Annotated in this window: 14 protein-coding genes; 8 read left to right on the top strand and 6 right to left on the bottom strand. The window is 32.8% G+C overall.

What is annotated here, in order from left to right:
* Positions 1–141 precede the first annotated feature (141 nt).
* From AC3IPI_RS14825 to AC3IPI_RS14860, 8 genes are all read left to right on the top strand, one after another.
* Entirely contained in the window at positions 142–3510 is a 3369-nt protein-coding gene (locus AC3IPI_RS14825) for a collagen-like domain-containing protein (RefSeq protein WP_489153661.1), read from the top strand.
* Positions 3511–3608: 98 nt separating this feature from the next.
* Positions 3609–5255, top strand: coding sequence for a hypothetical protein (locus tag AC3IPI_RS14830; protein ID WP_489153663.1), 1647 nt, complete (start codon positions 3609–3611; stop codon positions 5253–5255).
* Between the two features lie 627 nt (positions 5256–5882).
* Positions 5883–10241: a collagen-like domain-containing protein gene (locus tag AC3IPI_RS14835; RefSeq protein WP_489153665.1), complete on the top strand. Its 4359-nt coding sequence runs from the start codon at positions 5883–5885 to the stop codon at positions 10239–10241.
* 70 nt (positions 10242–10311) lie between these two features.
* Positions 10312–12729 (top strand): hypothetical protein, encoded by a 2418-nt coding sequence (locus tag AC3IPI_RS14840; RefSeq protein WP_489153667.1) that lies wholly within the window; start codon positions 10312–10314, stop codon positions 12727–12729.
* A gap of 623 nt (positions 12730–13352) precedes the next feature.
* Positions 13353–14675 carry a T9SS type B sorting domain-containing protein gene (locus tag AC3IPI_RS14845; RefSeq protein ID WP_489153669.1) on the top strand — a complete coding sequence of 441 codons (1323 nt, stop codon included), beginning with the start codon at positions 13353–13355 and terminating at the stop codon, positions 14673–14675.
* Positions 14676–14711: 36 nt separating this feature from the next.
* Entirely contained in the window at positions 14712–15632 is a 921-nt protein-coding gene (locus tag AC3IPI_RS14850; protein ID WP_039120248.1) for a PorP/SprF family type IX secretion system membrane protein, read from the top strand.
* A gap of 20 nt (positions 15633–15652) precedes the next feature.
* Positions 15653–17620, top strand: a complete 1968-nt coding sequence (locus tag AC3IPI_RS14855; protein ID WP_489153672.1) for an OmpA family protein — start codon at positions 15653–15655, stop codon at positions 17618–17620.
* A gap of 325 nt (positions 17621–17945) precedes the next feature.
* Positions 17946–18122: a hypothetical protein gene (locus AC3IPI_RS14860; RefSeq protein ID WP_489153674.1), complete on the top strand. Its 177-nt coding sequence runs from the start codon at positions 17946–17948 to the stop codon at positions 18120–18122.
* A 146-nt stretch (positions 18123–18268) separates the two neighbouring features.
* Here AC3IPI_RS14860 and AC3IPI_RS14865 read toward each other — a convergent pair whose 3' ends face one another.
* The 6 genes from AC3IPI_RS14865 to AC3IPI_RS14890 form a co-directional block, all read right to left on the bottom strand.
* Positions 18269–19300: an AraC family transcriptional regulator gene (locus tag AC3IPI_RS14865; RefSeq protein ID WP_323490871.1), complete on the bottom strand. Its 1032-nt coding sequence runs from the start codon at positions 19298–19300 to the stop codon at positions 18269–18271.
* Positions 19301–19370: 70 nt separating this feature from the next.
* A complete protein-coding gene (locus tag AC3IPI_RS14870; RefSeq protein WP_409416211.1) occupies positions 19371–20351 on the bottom strand; it encodes a helix-turn-helix domain-containing protein in 981 nt (326 codons plus the stop codon).
* Positions 20352–20545: 194 nt separating this feature from the next.
* Positions 20546–21526 (bottom strand): helix-turn-helix domain-containing protein, encoded by a 981-nt coding sequence (locus AC3IPI_RS14875; RefSeq protein WP_086896278.1) that lies wholly within the window; start codon positions 21524–21526, stop codon positions 20546–20548.
* Between the two features lie 65 nt (positions 21527–21591).
* On the bottom strand, positions 21592–21975 hold the full coding sequence (locus AC3IPI_RS14880) for a GreA/GreB family elongation factor (protein WP_489153677.1): 384 nt from the start codon (positions 21973–21975) through the stop codon (positions 21592–21594).
* A 213-nt stretch (positions 21976–22188) separates the two neighbouring features.
* On the bottom strand, positions 22189–22752 hold the full coding sequence (locus AC3IPI_RS14885; RefSeq protein ID WP_489153679.1) for a DMP19 family protein: 564 nt from the start codon (positions 22750–22752) through the stop codon (positions 22189–22191).
* Between the two features lie 230 nt (positions 22753–22982).
* The gene (locus AC3IPI_RS14890) at positions 22983–24317 is read right to left on the bottom strand and encodes a sigma-54-dependent transcriptional regulator (protein WP_489153681.1); all 1335 of its coding nucleotides are present in this window, start codon (positions 24315–24317) and stop codon (positions 22983–22985) included.
* Between the last annotated feature and the right edge of the window lie 4 nt (positions 24318–24321).

Consider the following 24321-nt stretch of genomic DNA (forward strand, 5'->3'; position numbering starts at 1 on the left):
ATCTTTGTGACCTTAAACTAGCTGTGTTTGAATAAATAAGAAGATATAGTGTTCGCTAAATCTTACTGTGACGTGATTTAGGAATTTTTACTTCTGTAATAAATTAAAAATAAATAATAACTCAATTAAATAATAATTCATATGAAGAATAGATTACTCCCTTTGCTTTTTGTTTTAGGTAGTTATTCCGCTTACTCACAAGTAGGTATAGGAACGCTATCACCAAGTACTGCATCGCAACTAGAGATTGTTGCTAGCGATAGAGGTATTTTAATTCCAAGAGTTGCATTAACAAGTTCAGCAGATACTACTACAATTACAAATAAAAATGTAGAAAGTTTGTTGGTTTTTAATACTGCATCTGTTTCTGATATTAAGCCAGGTTATTATTACTGGTATGATGGTAAATGGAATAGAATGGCTATATCAAGTGAAGTTACCGGAGGTAGCGGAGGTGTCATTGGTGGTAATGGAATTCCAGGTAATAAAGGAGAAGTTGGATATCCTGGTAAAGATGTAAGTATTTATACTGATCAATTATCAGGTATTGTTTATGTGCAAAATGCTGATGGAACTTGGACTACTCTTAATGGTACAAATGGACTTGACGGTAAAAACGGAATTTCAGGAGGTGCTGGGTTACCAGGTGATGCAGGTTTAGATGGAACAATCCAAATGTATATTGATCAATCTACAGGTATTGTATACGTAAGAGACCCTAAGGATGCTACCAAATGGGTTCCTATTACAGGGCAAAATGGTATAGATGGAATTAAAGGTATTGATGGAGAGCCTGGTAAAGAAGGTACGATTACTACACTTGATGCGATTGTAAAAGATGGTAAGGGTAATATTTATGCTTATGTAGGTGATAATAATACAGTTGCAGGTCGTGATAAAGAATGGGCTGATAAATCTCCAAACTGGGTTAAAATTAATGGTTTAAATGGAGAAGATGGAATTCAGGGGGTAACTGGAGAACCAGGTACAGCAGGTTCAATCACTACACTTGATGCAATTGTAAAATCTCCAAATGGTGATATTTATGCTTATGTAGGTGTAGATAAAACAGTTGATGGTAGAGATAAAGAGTGGGCAGAGAAATCTCCAAACTGGGTTAAAATTAATGGTTTAAATGGTAAGGAAGGAATTGCAGGTACAACTGGAGAACCAGGAACTCCGGGTTCAATCACTACACTTGATGCAATTGTAAAATCTCCAAATGGAGATATTTATGCATATACAGGAACAGATCAAACTGTTGCAGGTCGTGATAAAGAATGGGCTGATAAATCTCCAAACTGGGTTAAAATTAATGGTTTAAATGGAGAAGATGGAATTCAAGGGGTAACTGGTGAACCAGGAACTGCAGGTTCAATCACTACACTTGATGCGATTGTAAAATCTCCAAATGGTGATATTTATGCTTATGTAGGAGTAGATAAAACAGTTGACGGTAGAGATAAAGAGTGGGCAGATAAATCTCCAAACTGGGTTAAAATCAATGGTTTAAATGGTAAGGAAGGAATTGCAGGTACAACTGGAGAACCAGGTACTCCAGGTTCAATCACTACACTTGATGCAATTGTAAAATCTCCAAATGGTGATATTTATGCTTACACAGGAACAGATCAAACTGTTGCAGGTAGAGATGCAGAATGGGCGTCAAAATCTCCAAACTGGGTTAAGATTAATGGTTTAAATGGTAAAGAAGGAATTGCTGGTGCAATTGGAGAGCCAGGTACTCCAGGTTCTATTACTACACTTGATGCAATTGTAAAATCTCCAAATGGCGATATTTATGCTTACACAGGAACAAGTCAAACTGTTGCGGAACGTGATGCTGAATGGACAGCAAAATCTCCAAACTGGGTTAAGATTAATGGTCTTAACGGAAAAGATGGAAAAGATGGTGTTATTGGTGGTAAAGGAATTCCTGGATCAAAAGGAGAAACGGGTTACCCTGGTGATAATGTAGCTATATATATAGATAACGAAACAGGAACTGTTTATGTACGTGACCCTAATAATAATGACAAATGGGTTCCTTTATCTGGAAAAGATGGTATAGACGGAATTAAAGGTATAGATGGAGAACCAGGTACAGCAGGTACAATTACTACACTTGATGCGATTGTAAAAGATGGTAAGGGTAATATTTATGCTTATGTAGGTGATAATAATACAGTTGCAGGTCGTGATAAAGAATGGGCTGATAAATCTCCAAACTGGGTTAAAATTAATGGTTTAAATGGAGAAGATGGAATTCAGGGGGTAACTGGAGAACCAGGTACAGCAGGTTCAATCACTACACTTGATGCGATTGTAAAATCACCAAATGGCGATATTTATGCGTATACAGGAACAGATAGAACAGTTGCAGGTCGTGATAAAGAATGGGCTGATAAATCTCCAAACTGGGTTAAAATTAATGGTTTAAATGGTAAGGAAGGAATTGCAGGCGCAATTGGTGAACCAGGAACTCCAGGTTCAATCACTACACTTGATGCAATTGTAAAATCTCCAAATGGCGATATTTATGCTTATACAGGTACAGATCAGACTGTTGCAGGTCGTGATGCCGAATGGACAGCAAAATCCCCAAACTGGGTTAAAATTAATGGTTTAAATGGTAAGGAAGGAATTCCAGGTGCAACAGGGGAGCCAGGTAAAGCAGGTTCAATCACTACACTTGATGCGATTGTAAAATCTCCAAATGGCGATATTTATGCTTATATAGGAACAAGCCAAACTGTTGCAGAAAGAGATGCGGAATGGGCAGCAAAATCTCCAAACTGGGCAAAAATTAATGGACTAAATGGAGAGAGTGGAATTCCAGGTGCAGATGGTGAACCAGGTACTCCAGGTTCAATCACTACGCTTGATGCAATTGTAAAATCACCAAATGGCGATATTTATGCTTATGTAGGAACTGATAAAACAGTTGCGGGTCGTGATAAAGAATGGGTGGATAAATCTCCAAACTGGGTTAGAATTAGTGGTAAAGATGGAGTTGATGGAGCTCCTGGTTTAGCTGGAGGTCCTGGGGCGCCTGGCGATACAGGTGTTATAATTCCAGAAGGTACTACAACTTGGATTAATACAACAGATGGAGTTATCTATGTAAAAGATGCTGCGGGAGAATGGATTGCTGTAAGTGGAAAAGTAGCACCTAATAACATTTTGGGAATACAAGTAATTAGTGATGATTATGTAGTAACAGTAGATGATTATACAGTTATTGCAGAAGATTTAACTAAAGATATTACGATTACACTTCCAGATCCAGCTTTAAGCAAAGGTAGAATATTGGTGATAAACCAGTTTGATATAGTAAAAGCTGATGATACTCCTATAGTAGTTAATTTTAATTATGAAATACGTTATTCAAGTAAAGCTAGATATACATATATGACAGGAAGTTTATTTGGAGGAGCAACCTCAGGAAGCATGAAAGTTACATTACAGTCAAACGGAGTAAACTGGTACGTAATTACGTATACAATGTAATTTAAATTATTATTTACTTATAGTTCGTAAGCCTGGTCATTCAATTGACCAAGGCTTATTGGCTATGGCTAGAAAAATAACGTTAAAAATTAAGAACAATGAAAAAAAATATTTTAGTATTATTAATAACAATCTTGTCTTTTGCGCAGGTTTTTGCGCAAAATGCAGATCCCATAGGAATAGGAACTCAAAAAGCAGATGCTTCCGCAGTTTTGGAATTAAAGTCTTCCAATCAAGGATTTTTATTACCTCGTTTAACTACAGAGCAAAGAGATGGGATATCAAAACCAGCGATTGGATTGACAATTTTTAATTTAGAGACCAATTGTATTGAAAGCTATACTGGTGATGACTGGGTAGGTAATTGTGGTACGCCAAAGGCAATGATTAAGATTCTTAACTGTGATAGTGATGTTGTTATAAGAGGTGATTTTAAAGAAGGACAAAGTGTTTCTAATACAACGCTTACCTTAAAATTAAATGTAGAAAAAAGAGGGTCTTATATTATTTCAGTAGCAGCAAAACCTGATAATGGGTATTATTATAATGCTTCGGGTACGTTTTCGAGTACAGGGGCTGTAGAGCTTGTTATTGGAGGAATGGGTTCTCCGAAAGCGGAAAGAACGGTATCAAATCCAGATAAGATTTATGTAACTATGAATGATACGGAGTCTACCTGTACAAAAGATATATTGGTAGAGTCTTCGGCTATTGCTCCTATGTTTGCACTTAATGGTGTAAGCGCTAATGGTATTGGGATTGTGAATGCACCATTGAATTCTTCAACTAACTCGATTACTGTTTCACTTAGTGGAAATGCTAGTGCATTTGGTTCTACATATGCCATTCCTGCTGTTACAGTTAATGGAATGACATTTGGTCCATCTTCAGGAACTTTTACTCAGAATCCAATGACTATTACATTAACAGGTAGAGGTACGCCGCTTGCTGGTGGAACATTTCCAGTTACTATAACTTCAAATGGTACATTAAGTCCTAATTCAATTACAATGAATTATACGGTAGCAACTCCTAATTTAAGATTAGTTGATTTTAATGGAGGTAGTTATAGTGCCAATTCAGGAGAGGCACAGGCTCTTATAAAAGCCGCTGCAAATTTTGGTACTTCTACAAGTAGTATTGTAAAAGCACAAGGATTTACTATTTCCACTAGTGGTAATATGGCAAGTACGGTTGCTAGTAAACCAGATATTATCGTAGTGCATTATCCGTATAATATGAATACAGCTGAAGCAACTTTGCTTAAGGGATATCTAGATGCTGGAGGAGTAGTACTCTATTTTACTGAATCTGGTAATACTCAAGTTGCGTTGAATGTAGCAACAATGATGGGGTATCCAAGCGGTATTCTCACGGACTCAAATGTAAGTCAAGTAAGAGTAGAACCGTTTAACGCTATTAATGATCAGATCATCAAGGGGCCTTTTGGAGATTTAACCGGTTTAGGCTGGGAAGATGATGGTGGTGGAGGTAATGCTATGAAAGGATTCCCAGCGGGAGCAATTGTAGATTACAATACCAATGCAGGAGGTTCAAGAGTGTTTAGAGCTACAGGTTCTAGTCTGTTTTTTGTAGGTGATGGAGGTTGGTTAAACCGAAATTTACTTAATGGAACCACACCTAAACTTAGTTCAAATGGAGGTTCAAACTCTGCATTATGGGGTAACATTATGGCATGGGCAGTAAGCAGAGCTACTACAAATGGAATAAATTATAAACCATAATTTTAAATTGGGTTTTATTATAGATGTAAGGGCAGTTCAGAAATGAACTGCCTTTTCTTGTTTATGAATAAACCTTAGGATGTTTTATGGAATTTTAAATGAATGATATTGATATATTATTAAAAAAACATTGATAAAAGAAAAATTGGATATCTTTTTCTTGAAGATATTATTTCATAGTTCTTTTTCTTGTTTTAATAATTAAAAAAGCTGATTTGTATTAAAAATAACTGGTTAAAGTAAATGGGAGGATATAGATATTTCAAATGCTATAAGTGTCTTATTTCTATGTTTTAAAGATTTTGTAAGTATGCCCTAAATTGTAAGTATAAAAACTTTTAAGGGTATAAATAAGTTTTGTTTACGGGGAACTTTGTGCTTTGAAACTAAGTGTTTAATTATGAAGAACATTGATGTTGATAATGTGCAAAAATTAATTCTATTAAGTAATGAAAAAAGCTGAGAAATCTATGATGCTACAAGGCGATTTGTCTTTTTGTGCAAGTAGATTTTATGCTTTTAATCCTTTATAAATTGACTTAATATCAAGTCATGATGAGGTTTTTTGCAGTAGAATCAATTTCAATGAAGTAAATAATTTTAATAACCCATTAAAGATTAAATAATATGAAGAATAGATTACTCCCTTTACTTTTTGTCTTAGGTAGTTATTCAGCCTACTCACAGGTAGGAATAGGAAAACTAAATCCAGATGCTTCAGCTCAGCTGGAAGTATATGCTACGGACAAAGGTATGTTAATCCCAAGAGTTACATTAACAGGCTCAACGGATATTACTACAATTGCAAAAGGTAACAAAGAAAGTTTACTGGTTTTTAATATGGCGACTGTATCAGACGTTAAGCCAGGTTATTACTATTGGTCTGTATCTGATAATAGTTGGCAAAGACTTGCTATTTCAAGTGAAGTTACTGGCGGGATCGCTGGTTTGGCTGGAGGCTCTGGAGCACCTGGAATGACTGGAGTTACAGTTCCTGGTGATGCAACAACTTGGATTGATACCACGACAGGTCATATTTATGTTAAAGATGCTAGTGGAAACTGGGTTAAGATTAATGGTCTTGATGGGAAAGATGGGAAAGATGGTGTAATTGGAGGCAAAGGAATTCCTGGAGCCAAAGGTGAAACTAATTACCCAGGAGATAATGTAGTTATATATATAGATAGTGAAACAGGAACTATTTATGTGCGTGATCCAGAGAATAAAGACAAATGGATTCCTTTATCAGGTAAAAATGGTATAGATGGAATTAAAGGTATAGATGGAGCGCCAGGTACAGCAGGTACAATTACTACGTTAGATGCGATTGTAAAAGATGCTAATGGTAATATCTATGCTTATGTTGGTGATAGTGATACAGTTGCAGGAAGAGATGCAGAATGGGCATCAAAATCTCCAAATTGGGTTAAGATTAATGGACTTGATGGAAAAGATGGAAAAGATGGTGTAATTGGAGGCAAAGGAATTCCTGGATCTAAAGGAGAAACTGGATATCCTGGAGATAATGTGGCTATTTACATAGATAATGAAACAGGAACTGTTTATGTACGTGATCCAAATAATAATGACAAATGGATTCCTTTATCAGGTAAAAATGGTATAGATGGAATTAAAGGTATAGATGGAGCGCCAGGTACAGCAGGTACAATTACTACGTTAGATGCGATTGTAAAAGATGCTAATGGTAATATCTATGCTTATGTTGGTGAAAGTGATACAGTTGCAGGAAGAGATGCAGAATGGGCATCTAAATCTCCAAACTGGGTTAAAATCAACGGATTAAATGGAGAAGATGGAATTACTGGAGCAACTGGAGAACCAGGTACTGCGGGTTCAATCACTACACTTGATGCGATTATAAAATCACCAAATGGCGATATTTATGTTTACACAGGTACAGATAAAACAGTTGCAGGAAGAGATGCAGAATGGGCATCAAAATCTCCAAATTGGGTTAAGATTAATGGACTTGATGGAAAAGATGGAAAAGATGGTGTAATTGGAGGCAAAGGAATTCCTGGATCTAAAGGAGAAACTGGATATCCTGGAGATAATGTGGCTATTTACATAGATAATGAAACAGGAACTGTTTATGTACGTGATCCAAATAATAATGACAAATGGATTCCTTTATCAGGTAAAAATGGTATAGATGGAATTAAAGGTATAGATGGAGCGCCAGGTACAGCAGGTACAATTACTACGTTAGATGCGATTGTAAAAGATGCTAATGGTAATATCTATGCTTATGTTGGTGAAAGTGATACAGTTGCAGGAAGAGATGCAGAATGGGCATCTAAATCTCCAAACTGGGTTAAAATCAACGGATTAAATGGAGAAGATGGAATTACCGGAGCAACTGGAGAACCAGGTACTGCGGGTTCAATCACTACACTTGATGCGATTATAAAATCACCAAATGGCGATATTTATGTTTACACAGGTACAGATAAAACAGTTGCAGGAAGAGATGCAGAATGGGCATCAAAATCTCCAAATTGGGTTAAGATTAATGGACTTGATGGAAAAGATGGAAAAGATGGTGTAATTGGAGGCAAAGGAATTCCTGGATCTAAAGGAGAAACTGGATATCCTGGAGATAATGTGGCTATTTACATAGATAATGAAACAGGAACTGTTTATGTACGTGATCCAAATAATAATGACAAATGGATTCCTTTATCAGGTAAAAATGGTATAGATGGAATTAAAGGTATAGATGGAGCGCCAGGTACAGCAGGTACAATTACTACGTTAGATGCGATTGTAAAAGATGCTAATGGTAATATCTATGCTTATGTTGGTGAAAGTGATACAGTTGCAGGAAGAGATGCAGAATGGGCATCTAAATCTCCAAACTGGGTTAAAATCAACGGATTAAATGGAGAAGATGGAATTACTGGAGCAACTGGAGAACCAGGTACTGCGGGTTCAATCACTACACTTGATGCGATTATAAAATCACCAAATGGCGATATTTATGTTTACACAGGTACAGATAAAACAGTTGCAGGAAGAGATGCAGAATGGGCATCAAAATCTCCAAATTGGGTTAAGATTAATGGACTTGATGGAAAAGATGGAAAAGATGGTGTAATTGGAGGCAAAGGAATTCCTGGATCTAAAGGAGAAACTGGATATCCTGGAGATAATGTGGCTATTTACATAGATAATGAAACAGGAACTGTTTATGTACGTGATCCAAATAATAATGACAAATGGATTCCTTTATCAGGTAAAAATGGTATAGATGGAATTAAAGGTATAGATGGAGCGCCAGGTACAGCAGGTACAATTACTACGTTAGATGCGATTGTAAAAGATGCTAATGGTAATATCTATGCTTATGTTGGTGAAAGTGATACAGTTGCAGGAAGAGATGCAGAATGGGCATCTAAATCTCCAAACTGGGTTAAAATCAACGGATTAAATGGAGAAGATGGAATTACTGGAGCAACTGGAGAACCAGGTACTGCGGGTTCAATCACTACACTTGATGCGATTATAAAATCACCAAATGGCGATATTTATGTTTACACAGGTACAGATAAAACAGTTGCAGGAAGAGATGCAGAATGGGTAGCAAAATCTCCAAACTGGGTTAAAATAAATGGTAATGATGGAGTTTCTGGTTTAGCAGGAGGTCCTGGGGCTCCTGGAGCTCCTGGAGTCACAATCCCTGCAGATGCCACTACTTGGATTGATACAGAAACAGGCATTGTTTATGTTAAAGATGCCAATGATAAGTGGGTTAAAGTAAATGGAAAAGATGGAGTTGACGGGGCTGCTGGTTTTGCTGGAGGTCCTGGAGTTCCTGGAGATCCTGGAGTTACTATACCAGCAAGTACAACTACTTGGATAGATACTACTACTGGTAATGTTTATGTTCTAGATCCAATTACTAAGGAATGGGTTAAAGTTAGCGGCGCCAATGGAAAAGATGGTAAATCATTTACATACGCAGATTTCACTGCTGACGAACTTGCTGGATTAAAAGGAGCTGATGGAGTTACTTCATTTGTACCAACTGTAACTGAAGGAAATACGATTGCAACTTTTACAGATGCAGCTGGAAATCCAGCAGCTATTAAAGAAACTGTTACTTCTTTAAAAGATGTTGTTACACAGACTACAGATGAGCGTGGACAAGTATTTGATAAACATACTTTGACATATACAGATGAAGCAGGAGTAGATTCTCCTATCGATATGTCAACATTAGTAAAAGGAGTGGAAACCTTAACTTCTCTTCAATATGATGGTTCTCTAGGTGAATTAAATTATAAAGATGAGGCAGGTGTTACTACAAGTTTTAACATGGTTGATATGGTTGGTGCAAATCAAACATTAACCAAGTTAGTGATAAATTCTGATGAAGGTACATTAGATTATACTGATGAGAACAAAGCTTTGCATCCTTTAAATCTAGCAGATCTTGTAAAAGAACCTTGGTATGGTGTTGATTCTAAAAAAGGAGCAACTTTAAATACTGACAATATATACACACAAGGTTGGGTAGGAATTGGTTTTGATACTCCATCTACAGCTGCAAATGAAAAATTGAGAGTAAATGGTGCTATAACAACTGTAAACTCCTATTATGCGGATTATGTGTTTGAGGATTACTTTAAAGGATTCTCTGATATTAAAGCAGATTATAAATTCAAAAAACTTGATGAAGTAGATGCTTTTATTAAAAAGAATAAGCACCTTCCAGGTATTACACCAATTAACGAATTGATGAAAACAAAAGAAGGATATTCATTTAATGTTTCTGAGTTATCAATACAATTACTTGAAAAAACGGAAGAGTTGTATTTACATATTATTGAGCAGGATAAAGAATTGGAAGCTAAAAATAATGAAATTGAAAAACTAAAAGTTGAATCTAAATCATTAAAAGCAGCAACTGATGAAATGAATGCACGTTTAGAAAAATTGGAAAAATTAATGTCAAATAAATAGTAAATCAATTAATAATTAATCTGGTCAAAGCACTTATAAAGTGCTTTGACACTGATTAAAATTTAAGAATATGAAAAATTATATAAATCAAATACAGAAGATGGCCTTAGCGGTTATCCTATGTTTATTAAGTTTTGGTTCTGTTTTTGCTCAGGTAGAAACAGCAAAGATCAAAGACGGAACTATTAGCGGTGGTGCAACCAAAGCTAAAGATGGAGCTATTTTCGAATTAGAGAGTAATAATAAAGGAATGTTAATTTCACGTTTGACTACAGCACAACGTAATGCTATCCCTACGGCTAATTTATCAAATGGATTATTAATATTTAATACCAATTCAAATTGTTTTGATTATTGGGATTCTTTAAGGGTACAATGGTTAAGTATGTGTGGTACGCCTCCACCAGCTGTATTTGATGTTTCTGCAGCACAATGTTCATTGGTTATAGCTAATGGTACGTACAAGCAAGGAGTTACTTTATCAGGAGATAATACACTTACAGTTCCTGTTACAGTTACACAAGCTGGTACATATACAATGACAGCTACAACTGCCAATGGGTATTATTTTGAGGCAAGTGGAAATTTTCCTACTGCAGGGGTTTATGATATAACATTAAAAGGAACAGGAAGGCCTAATACAGGTTATGCTACAGGAGATCCAGGTGACGTGGTAACTGTGATTTTAAATGGTGTAGTTTGTGATTGTACGCCACATATTTATATAGAAAAAGCTAGTGTTGATTTTGCTATTTCTTGTGGTAGTCTTACTACGATAGGAAGTTACAACATTGGTGTCGCTTTAACTGCTGATAATAAATTAACGCTTGATGTTAATGTATCAAATACAGGTTTTTGGAGTATGAAAACGAATACTGTAAACGGATATTCATTTATGGGACAAGGTACTTTTACTACAACAGGGCTTCAAACAGTTGAATTATTAGCAACAGGAACTCCAGTAGCTTCTGGAACAGATCTTTTCAATCTTACATCAAACGCCAATACAGTTGCAGGTGGATCTTGTAATGCAGTTCCAGTAGTAATTGCACCAGTTGCTTATACTATGAATTGTGCCGGAGCTACACAAAGTGGAGTATACATGCAAAATGTTGCGCTTAACTCAACTAATAATACAATTACATTGCCTATAAATGTTACAGCTACAGGTTCAACAACAATTTCAACCAACACTGTTAACGGAGTATCTTTCTCTTCAGGGCCAATTGTATTGACAAAACTTGGTGCAGATACTGTTGTTCTTAAAGGTTCAGGGACGCCTACGAGTGGAGCTACAGCAGAATTAACAGTAACAGGAACCCCAGGAGCTGGTGGAGAATGTTTTTATAATTTGACTATTGCTGCACAACCTATTGCATTTACAATGACATGTAATAGTATTACCACATCAGGAAGTTATGTTCCTAATGTAGCTATGACAAGTGAAAACTCAATGGCAGTTCCAGTAAATGTGACTTATGTAGGAGATTATAGTATTTCTACTAATACATTAAATGGAATCTCTTTTTCAGCTACGGGAACTTTCACGAGTACAGGAGCGCAAACTATAACGCTAAAAGCTTCTGGAACTCCAACTGCTGGAGGATCATATTCTTACACAATTAGCACTAATAGTACTTCAAGTAGTGTAACTTGTTCTAAAGCAATTACATTTGCATACCGTCAAATGATTATTGCTGGTATTGGAGATGGTCTTTATAACCCTGGAAGTGCTAACAGTGGTGAAACTTCTTATGCGGTATTAAATAATGCAAATAATTTTGGACCTAATGGTAAAGTTCAGATGTTAGGAGGATTTAAGCTTGTTAATTACGGTGGGCCGAGTGCAAGTACACTTAAAAGTAATATTATTAGAGATAATACTGATATTATTCATATTGCATACAACTTCCAGCCTAATGCAGATGTAATTGCAGTTTTAGCAGAGTTTGTTAAGGATAAAAAGGGAGTGGTTATTTTTGCTTCTGAAAGAGATGCTAACATACCAAATGTTATAAATGGTATTTTAGGAACTAATGTTTCAACTGTTGCAGCTAATAATGGAGTTGGTAGAAATATAACTGATTTGGCAAATATTGCTGATCCTATTTTAAATGGTCCTTTTGGTAATACAGCTGGATTTAACATGGGTGGAGATGTTGATAACTCAATATTTCTTACTGCAGCACCAGCGAATAGCACTGTGTTAGCTACTGAAAAAGGTTCATCTAAAGTTTTCTCTTTTAGAGATAATACATATGGATTTGTTTTTATTGGAGATGCAGGTTACAATGCAGGTGTGGTAAGTAATAATCAAAATGGAAATTACCCTGCAAGAATGCAATCTGGCGGTATTCCTGTTGTAAAACCTAGTTATGGATATGATAGTAATGTTACCGTTTATAACAGTATTTTTTATGCGAATCTTTTTGCTTGGGCTGTAGATTATGCGCAAAATAATACAAATACAAAATATACATTTAAATAGTAAGAAGTAAGTGAAGGTAAAAAAACATCTCTTTTATGGAAATCATAAAAGAGATGTTTAATAAAACACACTAATATTTTATTATAGAAAAATTAATCTACAATCAATTTGTACATAGTTTTTTATTTTTTTTGAAGAGAGGGCTTTAGCTCTCTCTTTTTTTATACCCAAATCTATAAGTTTAAAAGCTTTTAGAGGTAAAAAGTATGATGGGTTAACAAGAAATTTGCAGTGTTGATAGCAGAGTGTTTGAGTGAAAAGAAGGGCAACTTTTGATTTTGAATATTATGGTTTTTGATGATTAGATTTTTGTATGAAAAGAGAACTTCGGTTCTCTTTTTTGTTCTTTTTCAGAGGATTTATAAGCTCTTATTTATTTGAAATTTATAAAAAACTATTTAATTGGATTTGGTTTAAGTATTAAGGAAATGACTTGAAATAAAATGATGAGATAGTGAATACTAAGGATAGATTTAAGGGAGATATAAGCTAGATATAGCTGAAATTAATTCGTCTTATTTTGATATAGCAATAACTTTTACGGGTTAAGTTGATTTTGTGATTGATTTAGCTTTGTATCATAATAGAAAGTGTGATTTGTGTAATAAATTATAATATTATATATGAAAAAAAATGACTTATATAAAGAAACAAAACAATCAATTGTTAGCTACCCTAGTGGTATCTTAAGTTTTGTACTGGTTTTGTTGGCTTCTCAAAGTGGGCAAGCGCAGTTTATTAATGACGGTATCATAAAGGTAGATGATAAGACTATATTATCGGTTTATGAACCATATATTAACAAGCCTTCGGGAGGTTTTACAAATGATGGAATCGTTTACATTTTTGATAACTGGAACAATGATGGAACTGTGACTTATAGTTTGGAGACTGCAGAGAATAGAAAGATAAGTGATGGAAAAACTTATTTTTCTGGTAAAAAAGTTCAAACGCTTGAAGGGCGTAAAATGACTAATTTTCAAGATGTGATTTTTGAAAGTAAATCAGATACATTGGTTTCTTTTCGTCTGAACCAAATTATTTCAGTTAATAGAAAGGCAGAATTTCTAACAGGAATAATTGAGTCTGATAACGAAAGTAGGATGATTTTTAATGAAAAGGCTATTCATACTGATGCAAGTGACTTAAGTTTTGTTGATGGTAAAGTAGAGAAAATAGGAAATGATATGTTTGAATTTCCAGTAGGGAATGATCTTTTTTTTAGACCTGCTTTTCATGCTAAGGAAGGTGTTGGCGATGGTAATGTCTATATAGCTCAGTATTTTCATCAAAATTCAGATAATCAATATAAGCATGCAAGTAAAGAGGATTCTATATTATTGATTAATGACAAGGAATATTGGAATGTAACACAAGATGAAGGAGCTGATAAAATTGTACTAACTCTTACGTTAGATTCACAAACAACACCAAATGAGTTTCTTGATGTTGCTTCAGGAATGAAAGTAGTTATTGTGCGTTGGGATACAGCTTCGTCCAAATGGATTGAGGAAAAAGGAGAAGTAAGTGAACCTATTCCTAATACAAGTAAAGATGCTGGGTATTCTCAATTATTAACTGCTCAGGTTAGTGGATATGGAATTTTTACAATGGCACTTGTTAAGGATAATAAGCCATTAGATGATGTAATTGTTTATAATGCTGTATCTCCAAATGGGGATGGAGTTAATGATACTTTCCTTATTGAAGGTATTAAAGATTACCCTGATAATTCAGTTGAGATTTACAACCGTTGGGGAGTAAAAGTATATGATGCAAAATCATATAATGAGAGTGATGTGATGTTTAGAGGATACTCTGATGGTCGTGTAACCGTAAATAGAGGTGAAAAACTTCCTACAGGAACTTATTTCTACATATTGAGATATACCAAGGGAGAAGAAGGAAAAGAGAAATCTGGATACCTATACATCAATAATCAATAAAATTAAAAATCATTAAATTAAAAATAATTACAACTAATGAAAAAGATTTTTTACATAGTAACAATTGTATTGTTAGGGATTTTTGATGCTTCGGCACAACAAGAGTCCCAGTATACACAATACATGTACAATACAATGACTTTTAATCCAGGATATACGGGTTCAAGGGAAGTGGTAAGTGCAATGGGGTTATACAGAACGCAATGGGTTGGTCTTGATGGAGCTCCAAAAACAATGAATTTTTCTATACAAAGTCCATTGGGGTATCATGCTAACGGTATTGGTTTAAACGTAGTAAGTGATGAGATAGGACCAACAAAAAATACTGGAGTTATGCTTAATTATGCCTATACAATTATGGGTAATAATGGAGACTTAAAAGTTTCTTTTGGTATCTCTGGAGGATTTGACAATTTTGTAGTAGATTATTCTAAATTAAATATCAAAAATGCAGAGGATCCGTATTTAATGGGTAAAGAATCTCAGTTTTCACCTAATGTTGGAGCGGGAATATATGTACATACCTATAATTGGTATGTTGGAGTATCGGTTCCAAAATTATTAAAAACAGATTTTTTTGATGATGTTTCATCATCTGTCTATACTACAAAATCGCATTTTTATGGTATTGCAGGATATGTATTTGATATTAATCCGTACTTAAGATTCAAACCAGCAGTTTTAGCAAAATTTGTATCGGGAGCACCTATAGCTGTTGATGTATCTGCAAACTTCTTAATTAATAATAAATTTACAATTGGAGCTGCATACCGTGTAGATGCTAGTGTAAGTGGATTGGCTGGTTTCCAGGTAACAGATGGTATACAGGTTGGATATGCGTATGATTATGAAACTACAAACCTAGGAAATTATAATTCAGGTTCACATGAATTTTTCTTAAGATTTGATCTTTTCAATAAGTCAAATAAACGAATGATTAATCCGAGATTCTTTTAATAATGATTACAAAAATACATATGAAAAAATACTTTTTACTTTGGATAGTATTATTTGGTCTGCATAATTCTTATTCGCAAGACAGATTAGTTAATAGAGCAGAAAAAAATTACGATAAACAAGCATATGCATACGTTAGTTCAAGTGATTTATATGACAAACTAGTTCAAAAAGAATTTGGCTCTTCTGGAATTTATGCAAAATTAGGAGATTCGTACTTTTTTAATGGTGATTACAAGAATGCTCTAAAGTCTTATAATCAGATAGCAAAATTAAAAGATAATTACGTTTTCACAAATGACCAGTTATTTAGATATTCGCAGTGTCTAAAATCTAATGGACAATTTGAAGAGGCATCAAAAATCATAAAAGAGCTTAATAGTAAATCAGGACAGCAAGCAATTGCAGCTGGTACTGAATATTTACAGAATATTGAAAAACAGTCGAATCGTTTTACAATTAAACCTGTTAGTATTAACTCTAATATGCCTGATTATGGAGTATCTTTTTATAAAGACAATAAGGTTATTTTTACTTCTGCAAGAGATACAAATGTTGTAGAGAGAATGAAAGACAGATGGAATAAAAAACCTTTTTTCAAACTTTATGAAGCTACAATCACTGATGATGGAGATTTAGTTGATGCTAAAAGAATGAATGGAAAAGTGAATTCAGTTTTCCACCAATCAACAGCTGTAGTTACAGCAGATGGTAATCAAATGTATTTTACCAGAAGTAACTTTTTGGGTAATAAATATGGTGTTGATGAAACAAAAACAAACCGTCTTAGAATTTACAGAGCTACACTTGTAAAAGACAAATGGACTAACATTGAAGATTTATCTTTTAATAGTGATTCTTTTTCAAATGCTCATCCAGCTTTGAGACCTGATGGTAAAAGCTTAATTTTTGCTTCAGACAGACCAGGTTCTATTGGACAAACGGATTTATATGAAGTTGCAATCAATGAGGATGGGACTTTTGGTGAAGTTAAAAATATGGGACCAACTATTAATACAATAGGAAGAGAGACTTTTCCTTCTATGTCAACTACAGGGCAACTTTATTTTGCATCTGATGGACATCCAGGACTTGGTGGTTTAGATGTTTTCGAAGCATTCAAGAATACTGATAACACCTATAAAATTGTGAATGTTGGGAAACCAATAAATTCATCTGGAGATGATTTTGGATTTGTAATTAATCCAGAAACACATAAAGGTTTCTTTGCATCTAATAGAACTAATGATGATCAAATTTATGGTTTGACAGAATTAGAACCGATTAAAGTTAAATATGATCTTGTTGTTTTCGGAAAAGTATATGATAGTAAACAAAATGAATTGTTACCAAAAGTTAAGATTACTGTTCTTGATGCAAATAAGAAAATGGTAGATGAATTTTATACTGATAATGCAGGCGAATATTTGTTAAAGGTACCAGTAGGAGATTATTCTTTAGTTTATGATAAAGTTGGTTATTATCAACAAACGCATGAATTACTGATTCCTAAGAAATTTGAAAATCAAAGTTTCGAGATTGATAAATATTTGGTAACTGATCCTAGTGTAAAAGAGTTAGAAGGTGAAGGAGGAAAAACTATTACTGATGGTTCTGATTTAACAAAAACTCTTGATTTACAACCAATTTATTTTGACTTAGATGGTGCTAACATTAGAAAATCTTCAGAAAAAGAATTGAATAAAGTTGTGCAGATTTTAAAAGATTATCCAAGATTAACAGTTGATATTAAGTCACATACAGATAGTCGTGGAGATAATGCTTATAACTTAAAACTTTCTGATAGAAGAGCTAAAGCTACTATTAATTATATCATAAGTAAAGGAATCAAAGCAGATAGAGTTACAGGCCAAGGTTATGGTGAAACTCAATTGATAAATAAATGTGCTGATGGTGTAAAATGTTCTGAGAAACAACATCAATTAAACAGACGTTCAGAGTTCATTATTTCTTTTCATCACGAATAGGTATTTGAATAGAAATATGTTTTAAAAAAAGTGGATATTATAATGATATCCACTTTTTTGTTTTGATCATATGAGATGCATAAATCAATAAGATTTAAATTGAGTAAAAAAAAGTATAATGACTTATCAGAAAAAATTAAATTAAGGATAATTATCCATTTGATGACTGGATAGATAATTTTTCGGCAGATACAGAGGATAAAAATGATAAAGGGATTGAGCATATACTCAAGAGAATTGTGATGCTACAAAAGCTATTTTTGACTATTTACTAGGCAAATTATACTTAATTGGAGAAAAAGCATCAGAATTAAATAAAATTGAATTGTTTGAAATTATTATTAATTCACTCAATCGACTTAATGATGAGAAAGGATTATTCGATTTTGGTGTAAGTGAAGATTTATGTGACTTGGTAGATGAAATAACTTTAGTTGCTGGTCTTAATCCTGAAATTTATGCAAACGGGAAAGGGATTTCGGATATTTGGAGAGAATGGTAATGCTTGATTATGAAATAAATAGCAATGTCTGTAAAACACAGAATAAACTAAAAGATTAAATTGAACTGCTAGATAAGTATTGAAAAGGAGATAATATTAAATACTACTCTTTTTAGTTTATCTAAGAAAGAGTAGTATTTGTATAATTACAGATAAGTATCTGGTCTAAGAACAGCAAAGTTTTTTTGTTTCTTTTTTTTAATAAAATCCTCAGAAGGTTTTCTATGAAAAAGGTCATAATATTTTGTGCAGAAATAGCTTAATTTGGTGTAATTTAACTCATAAATTATTTCTGTTAAAGTGTTATAATCTCCACTTTGTAAAAGACGGTTTGCAAGAAGCATTTTTTCTTTTATAAAAAGATTATTTGGGGTATTATGAAATTCTTTCTTGAATAACATTTTATACTTTGAAGGTGACATTCCAGCCATTTTAGATAAAAAAGGTACAGAAGGGAATGGGTTGTATAAATGATCTAGAAGGTAGTTTTTTGTCTTGGTAATAGCTTCTATTTCAATTTCGGTAGTTTCATTCTTTACTGCTTCAGAATCTGTATATCTATTTAAAAAATTACCTAATAATTTTAAAGAAATTCCTTTAAGATAGGGATCAAATGAACTGTCATATACTGATCTACTCTTTAGGGATTGGATAAGTAATATACTATTACTATCCATATTATCGTAGTAATAAGGTACTGTTTTTTTTATTTTTATTCTTCTATTAGTAAATTCTTCGCTAGGATGACTTTCTACAAATTCGTTTAATAAGTTTTTATCAACAAGTAGACGTAATGCTAATGTTCTATGTCCTACTGCAGGTTTAAAGGAGCTCTCTATATCATTACTTATAATTGCTAGCCCTACATTTATTGCAGAACCGATTTCATAATCGATATCTTGTATTTTAATTAAATTAGTATGATCACTTAAATCAAAATGGAATATATATAATTCGTTTTCAGATTTAAGACGGTTTATTTTTAAAGGAGTTGTTAAAACAAAATCCATAAATAATGCAGAAATTCCAGGTGTTATTTGAGTAAAATAGGATTGCCCGTGTCCTAATGTTTCAGGAATAACAATTATTTTATCATCAATAAGTTCTCCACCCATTTCTTCAGCAAGTTTGTATTGCCATTCTGGAGTTAAAGAATAAAAATGTGTAATTTTTTTCATTGCAGATAAGTTTTTGTTTAGTCTTTTTTATTTTCTATTCACTGCTATGGATATTTTTAATCCGGTATTTTTATAATTGTTTAATAAATGATTTTGGAGTTATTCCAAATTGCTCTTTAAATTTCGAAGCGAAATAGGAGTTGTTGGTAAAATTAAGCTTGTCAGAAACCTGAGATATCGATAATTGTTTTTTTTCCAGTAGTTCTTTAGCTAATAGCATTTTATTATTCATGAAAAATGCATTTGGTGTTGCTCCTGTAATTTTTTTAAATAAATTCTTGAATTTTGATTCTGACATGTTTGCTTTGCTTGCCATTAATTTTATTGTCGGGAAATGATCTTCTATATTGCTAATTAAGAACATTTGTGTTGCTACAATATTTGCCAAATCAGATTCATTTACTGTTTGTATAATAATTCTATGACTTGCTATTTTTCTTAAATAATTAGAAAGTAATAGATGAACAGTACCAATTAGATTTAAATCAAATACAGGTCCTCCAACTTTTAGCTTACGCAAATCGGTTAGTATGTGATAACTTTCGCTGCTCATTCTGTCTAATCTAATAATTGTATTTTTTTCAGGATCAGCAATTTTATCAATATTATGAAAAGTAATATTGTTTTTTTTTGCGAATGTAGCTATCGTAGTTTTCTTGACAAATATGCAAAGACTGTATGTTTTACTTCCGTTCTTAACAAAATAATTTGATTCCAGTCCACCATCAATAACTGACAGATTATATTTCCAGCGACCAACATCATGCATAAAGGTATTACTCTTTAATGAAGCTTCTCCTTCGGTTAAGTTATAATAAATCCCTACAAAATCATTAGTATTGTTTTTCTGGATAAAATGTAAGCTCTTATTATAAGCTACATCAATGTAATAGGCGATAATGCCATCACCACAGTCCAGAACATATCTTGTTCCGGTTTGGATACTATCTGGTATAACTATAAAATTACCATCCGTTTTTCCTTCCATTTGTAATGCAAAAGGAGCAACCCAGTTCAGGTCGGCACCATAAGTATGTTCTATTATTTTCACAGAGATATATTTTTATGCACTATAAAGTTAAGTTTTTTTATATTAAAATATTGATTGTCAGTATTTATTATATGTTATTTACTAGTGATTTTGTTTTGTATCATTCATACAAGGATTTTTTATTTGCTTGTCCTATGTTTTAAAATATAGTATTATCGTTTTACAGTTGATTAAAAAAGTAGTTTTGTTTTATGTTATAATTGTTTAATAAATGTTTTAGGTGAAATACCAAAATGCTCTTTAAATTTTGATGCGAAATAAGAATTGTTAGTAAAATTAAGCTTATCGGATACTTGTGATATTGACAGCTGATTTTTTTCTAATAGTTCCTTAGCTCTAAGTAGTTTATTGTCCATGAAAAATGCATTAGGTGTCATACCTGTTATTTTTTTGAACAAATTTTTAAACTTAGACTCAGACATGTTTGCTTTATTCGCAATGAATTTGATAGTCGGAAAATGGTCTTCAATATTATCGATTAAAAACATCTGCACAGCTACAATATTAGCCAAGTCTGTTTTGTTTACAGTTTGAATAATAATTCTTGTGCTTGACATTTTCTTTAAAAAATTTGATAGCAATAAATGTACAGTTCCCTTGAGGTTTAAGTCAAATATATGACCACCAACTTTTAGTTTTTGTAAGTCGGTTAGGATATGATAACTATCGCTACTCATCCTGTCAAATCTTATCATTGTATTTTTTGTAGAATCTGTAATTTTATCTATATCTTTTACTGTAATATTATTATTTTTGGCGTAGGATTCCATCATGCTTTTCTTGATGAAAATGCAAAAAACAAATGATTTAGTTCCCGATTTAATCAAATAATTTGTTTCGAGTGAACTATCAATAACCATTAGATTATAGTGCCATCGGCCTATTTCTTGCTCGAAAGTACTACTCGAATATTGTATTCCTCCTTCAGTTAAATTATAATAGATTCCGATGAAATCATTGCTAGTGTTTTTTTGGATTAAGTTAAAATCCATATTGCTTGTTCCGTCGACATAATAGGCAACAATATCATCTCCACAATCCAAAAAATATCTATTTCCAGAGAAAAGTGTATCTGATGAAATTATAAAATTACCATCAACTTTTCCGCCCAATTGTTCTGCTAGTGGAGCTACCCAATCTAAGTTGGTTCCATATGAGTGTTTAATTATTTTCACAGTAATATTGATATAATAAAGTTATACAACTTGTTTTTAAATAGTATTTGTATTTGAAAAGTTGCTTATTCGACATTTAATATTTTTAATTTATTTATTCCAGAAGGAAACTGCCATGAGATTTCATCATTAACAGAATATCCATATAGAGCTAATCCCATTGGAGACATTACGGATAGTTTATTCTGATCTAAATTGCTTTTTTCGGGAACAACAATCTGGAAATTTTTAATAATGTTGGTTGCTATTTGCACAGTTACTTTTGAATTTATTCTTACGATTTTTTCAGGCATCTGATTATGAGCCATAACGGTTGCATTGTCAAGCTCTCTGGATAATCTTTTAATAGAAAGATTGTATATTCTATCGCTATTGTTTTGTGCTGTTGATATAATTTCTTTTAATAATTCAAGTTCTTTTGCTTCTATTATTATCTTATTATTTTCCATTGTAATTTAATTTTACTTAATAAACGTATGCTTTATAGCAGTTTGTTTTTTTAGTTGGTTTAATTATAAGCATCCATCGTTCTTAAATAAGTTGTAGTTAAAAACCATATAACAAATCTTTAAGAGTAACAATGGCAACATTGTTTAATCTTAAGGCATGTCGTATTTATCCTGATTAGGATGATGATGTTTGCAGTTTTTTATAGGTGATGATTATATTGCAGTTGCGAAATCACTCATGTTTTCCTGGATATGTATTTTAATTTTTTCGCTTTCATCGTCCATAATCTTGAAGAAATCTTTATCGATAGAATTAAAATGTGGAAACTCTTGATACATTCTTGAAAATTGTTCCTCTGTCCTTTCCATTTCTAAAAAAGGCTTATGTGCTAAATAAATTTCTTTGGCTTTATCTATATTTATTGCCATTTCTTTTATTCCCCATACCTTCATTGTTTCAGAGAAAAGAGTTTCAAATATATAACCACCATATCCATTTTGGATTAGGGATAAATAGCCTCCATTAGTAACTTCACCATATAGTATATTATATGCCATTAATGTATGCTGGGCAGTATTAAATTCATTTTCAGTTTCATCATATTGCCCATCCATTAATTCATAATATTTAGAAAGCAATAGAAAGAAAAAATCCCAAGTATTTTCTTTTGCTTCTAAAATTTCTTGTTTGGTAATTTTTGGTAATGTATTTTTTATAGTTCCTGTTTTTATTTCAGCTTTCACTTCCATTATCATATCCATTTTCGTTTTCATCATCTTTTCCATTTTTTCTGATTTATTGAGGTTATTTTAATTCGTTTTATATAACAATATAAATATTGCTTTTGTATGTATTTATGTATGAATTAAGGCAAAATGTATGCCTTAAACTCATATAAAAGTTAACAAGTTGCTAATCAATTTAATGATATAGAAGCTTATAAAATCATTTGTTTTTGAGCCATGGGAATTTGGTGTCATTCGAGGAATAATTACCCAATTCTGACTCATATAATTTTCTGATTAAGTGTTTTACGGTCAATTTGTAATATTTTTGCAGCATGAGTTTTATTATTATCAACAGCTGCAAGAACTTTTAAAATCTGTTCTTTTTCATATTCTTTTAGTGATTTAAGAATGTTTATTTCTCCACTTGAGATGTGATATTTAAGATGCTCTGGAATTTGTTGAATATCTATAATATCATCGCTCATTATTATCATACGCTGTATAATATTTTCGAGTTCACGAACATTACCAGGCCAAGAGTAGCGTAGTAATATTTCGATCGCTTTTTCGGTGATTGAGATGTTTGGTTTATCATATTCAATACTGTATTTTTTTAAAAAAGTATCTATTATAGGAATGATATCCTCTTTTCTTTCTCTTAAAGGTGTTGTCTTGATATTAACAACATTTAGTCTATAATATAAATCTTCTCTAAAAGCATTTTTTTGTACCATTTGAAATAAATCGGTATTAGATGCAGCAATTATTCGAACATTAAGTTTCTCGGGAATTTGTGATCCTACTCTTGTAATCTCTTTTTCCTGAAGTACTCTAAGGAGTCTTGTTTGTACAGATAATGAAGCTGTGCCAATTTCATCTAGAAAAATTGTTCCTCCAGAAGCTGCTTGAAACAATCCGATTCTTGATTCATTAGCTCCGGTAAATGCTCCTTTTACATAGCCAAAAAGTTCAGATTCCATTAGTCCTTCTGGAATTCCACCGCAGTTTACAGTAATAAAAGGCATTTTCGCTAGAACACCATTATAATGTATTGCTTTAGCGATAAGTTCTTTTCCAGTACCACTATCTCCTTGTATAAGTACTGTTGCCATGTTGTTTTTAACTCTTTTTATTATCTCAATTAAATCTCTTAATTGATCAGAGTTACCTACAATACCAGAATAATTATTATCTATTGGTATAGAGGTTTTTTTCGGTAGTAGAGTTTTTGCTTTATTTCTTGTTTTTATAAAGGAATTCTCAACCGCTTTTTTAAGTTCTTCATTTGTGAATGGTTTAACCAAATAATCGAATGCACCAGCTTGTATCGAAATTACGGCACTATTAATTGATGGTAAACCTGTTATTACCAATTTAGGCATTAATGGATAATGTTCTTCAGTAAACTTTATTAATTCAATACCATTTATTTCCGGCATATTAAGGTCGGTTATAAGGAGGTCTATACTGGTATATTTTAAAATACCTAAAGCTTCATTTACTGATGATGCTTTATAGATATGATAATTTAATGCTTTTAGATTGCGCTGAAGCAAATCTAGCATGTCATAATTATCATCTACAATTAGTATGTTTTCTTTCTTTAAGTTCATTTTA

The sequence above is a fragment of the Flavobacterium sp. GL_143 genome (assembly GCF_057834355.1).

What these genes read in the sequence shown, in the direction of transcription:
- AC3IPI_RS14825 (WP_489153661.1), top strand. Translation starts at nt 142, where the DNA reads ATGAAGAATAGATTACTCCCTTTGCTTTTTGTTTTAGGTAGTTATTCC.
- AC3IPI_RS14830 (WP_489153663.1), top strand. Translation starts at nt 3,609, where the DNA reads ATGAAAAAAAATATTTTAGTATTATTAATAACAATCTTGTCTTTTGCG.
- AC3IPI_RS14835 (WP_489153665.1), top strand. Translation starts at nt 5,883, where the DNA reads ATGAAGAATAGATTACTCCCTTTACTTTTTGTCTTAGGTAGTTATTCA.
- AC3IPI_RS14840 (WP_489153667.1), top strand. Translation starts at nt 10,312, where the DNA reads ATGAAAAATTATATAAATCAAATACAGAAGATGGCCTTAGCGGTTATC.
- AC3IPI_RS14845 (WP_489153669.1), top strand. Translation starts at nt 13,353, where the DNA reads ATGAAAAAAAATGACTTATATAAAGAAACAAAACAATCAATTGTTAGC.
- AC3IPI_RS14850 (WP_039120248.1), top strand. Translation starts at nt 14,712, where the DNA reads ATGAAAAAGATTTTTTACATAGTAACAATTGTATTGTTAGGGATTTTT.
- AC3IPI_RS14855 (WP_489153672.1), top strand. Translation starts at nt 15,653, where the DNA reads ATGAAAAAATACTTTTTACTTTGGATAGTATTATTTGGTCTGCATAAT.
- AC3IPI_RS14865 (WP_323490871.1), bottom strand. Translation starts at nt 19,300, where the DNA reads ATGAAAAAAATTACACATTTTTATTCTTTAACTCCAGAATGGCAATAC.
- AC3IPI_RS14880 (WP_489153677.1), bottom strand. Translation starts at nt 21,975, where the DNA reads ATGGAAAATAATAAGATAATAATAGAAGCAAAAGAACTTGAATTATTA.
- AC3IPI_RS14885 (WP_489153679.1), bottom strand. Translation starts at nt 22,752, where the DNA reads ATGATGAAAACGAAAATGGATATGATAATGGAAGTGAAAGCTGAAATA.
- AC3IPI_RS14890 (WP_489153681.1), bottom strand. Translation starts at nt 24,317, where the DNA reads ATGAACTTAAAGAAAGAAAACATACTAATTGTAGATGATAATTATGAC.